The sequence below is a fragment of the Rhodanobacter spathiphylli B39 genome (assembly GCF_000264295.1).
GTDB classification, from domain to species: domain Bacteria; phylum Pseudomonadota; class Gammaproteobacteria; order Xanthomonadales; family Rhodanobacteraceae; genus Rhodanobacter; species Rhodanobacter spathiphylli.
The window spans coordinates 1-1,933 of sequence record NZ_AJXT01000072.1 but is presented as its reverse complement, the minus strand read 5'-3'; the positions used below and the strand labels follow the sequence as shown (position 1 = coordinate 1,933).

At 66.0% G+C, this 1,933-nt stretch carries 2 protein-coding genes; both read left to right on the top strand.

Annotation, left to right across the window (positions count from 1 at the left end; all coding sequences use genetic code 11):
* On the top strand, positions 1-368 hold a 368-nt coding region (locus UU7_RS17005; RefSeq protein WP_007810568.1), incomplete at its 5' end, for a tyrosine-type recombinase/integrase.
* A gap of 7 nt (positions 369-375) precedes the next feature.
* Entirely contained in the window at positions 376-1,602 is a 1,227-nt protein-coding gene (locus tag UU7_RS17000) for an IS91 family transposase (protein WP_425480526.1), read from the top strand.
* Positions 1,603-1,933 lie beyond the last annotated feature (331 nt).

The following is a 1,933-nucleotide window of genomic DNA, read 5'->3' as shown; positions in this document are numbered from 1 at the left end:
TGTGTGAGCAATTGCGCCAGCACGTGCGCAGCTATCACCCGCGGCAGTGGCTGTTTCCCAAGCGTGACGGTGACAGCCACTTGACCATCGAGTCGGCACAGCGCGCCTATCACGGGGCGCGGGCGCGCGCCCACATCACCAAGCCCGGCGGCATCCATACCTTGCGCCATTGCTTTGCCACCCATCTGCTCGAAGGTGGGGTGGATCTGTATACGATCCAGCGACTGCTCGGCCACGGCAACATCGGCACGACCAGTCGCTATTTGCATTTGACCTCGCCGCAGTTCGCTGCCCCCAAAGGGGTGGACCCGCTCGACTTGCTCGCCGGTTTGCCGCGCGTCTCCACGCCGTCCCCAGCGCAGCGGTAGCTCGGCCATCCCGATGGCCACGCTGGCCGATGTGCTGCACCGCTTCGGCGCGGCGTACCTGGCGCAACGCCGCTTGTCCACGCCACAGGCCAAGGCGTGGCGGGCGATCCTTGCCTGCCGCACAGCGGCGCTGGGCGGTCACCGGGTGCAGTGCGATACCTGCGGCCACAGCCATGCGGTCTATCACTCCTGTCGCAACCGCCACTGTCCGCAGTGCGGTGCGCGCGCCAAGGACGCGTGGCTGCAGGCGCGGCTGGGGGAAGTGCTGTCGGTGCCTTACGCGCATCTGGTGTTCACCTTGCCGCACGCGCTGAACGCGTTGTACGGCGCGCATCCGCACTGGGTCATCGACACGCTGTTTGCCTGTGCCGCACAGACGTTGAAGGAGTTTGCCGCCGATCCGCAGTGGTTGGGCGGCACCCCGGCGCTGAGTCTGGTGCTGCACACCTGGACGCAGGACTTGCAGCGGCATCTGCACGTGCATGGCGTGATGGCATGCGGCGCGCTCACCGATGACGGGGAGTGGCAGGTTCCGCGTCGATCGCCGTCGTTCCTGTTTCCGGTACACGCCCTGTCGCGGGTGTTTCGGGGCAAGTTCATGGCGGCGCTGGAACACGCGCGTCAAGGTCATACCTTGCCGCGCGACCCGCAAGGCACTCAGGGCGAGTGGAACCGGCGCCGCCGGAAGCTCTATCGGCACGACTGGGTGGTGTACGCCAAGACCCCCATGGGCGGGCCGGCCCAGGTGCTGTCGTATCTGGCGCGCTATACCCATCGCACCGCGATCTCGAACGAGCGCATTGTGCGTATCGATGCGCAGCATGTGGCGTGGCGGGTGCGCGCCGATCCGCACGGCGGCAAGCGCATCGTGAAACTCGATGGGGTCGAGTTCGTGCGTCGCTTCGTGCTGCATGTGCTGCCCACAGGGATCAAGCGCATCCGCCATTACGGACTCTTGGCGCCCACCGTCAAGCGCATCGGGCTGGCCAAAGTGCGTGCGGCGCTGGCCATGCCAACCGCTAATGCCCGCGCCATCGAGTCGGTACAGGCGTTTATGCAACGGGTGGCGCAGCAGGACATCGCGCAGTGTCCGGTGTGCCAGCACGGGCGCTTGCGTGCCGTGGCGGTGCTGCCTGCACTCAAGCGCTTGCCCGACCCGTATCTGCAGGTGTACCCCATCCGCTCCACCTGTCACCGGCCACCCGCCACCGGGCCACCCGGGGAGAACGCATGACAGCCAACCCATCGTCTCTCAGTGACATCTCTCGTGCGCCACAAACGCGGTGCCCCAGTACTGCGGACGAAGGGTCGGTGTTGTCGTCGCGATCACGCACATCGTCGCGAAAAACACCGGGTGTACGCGCCATCGCTGCGGTCAACGTGCCCGGCGGCCAGTGCCAAACCGCCTCGCCGCATCCTCAAGGTCGCGCACGCAAGGCGGTCAGGCTTACAATCCCCAAAGCGACTACCTCGCGGGCGGTTTAGTCCAACGAGGTTTATCTGTCGCGACACGCATCGCGCCTTGGATCTTGCTGTGTTGGCGCGACAGATAAACGCTAAGCGTT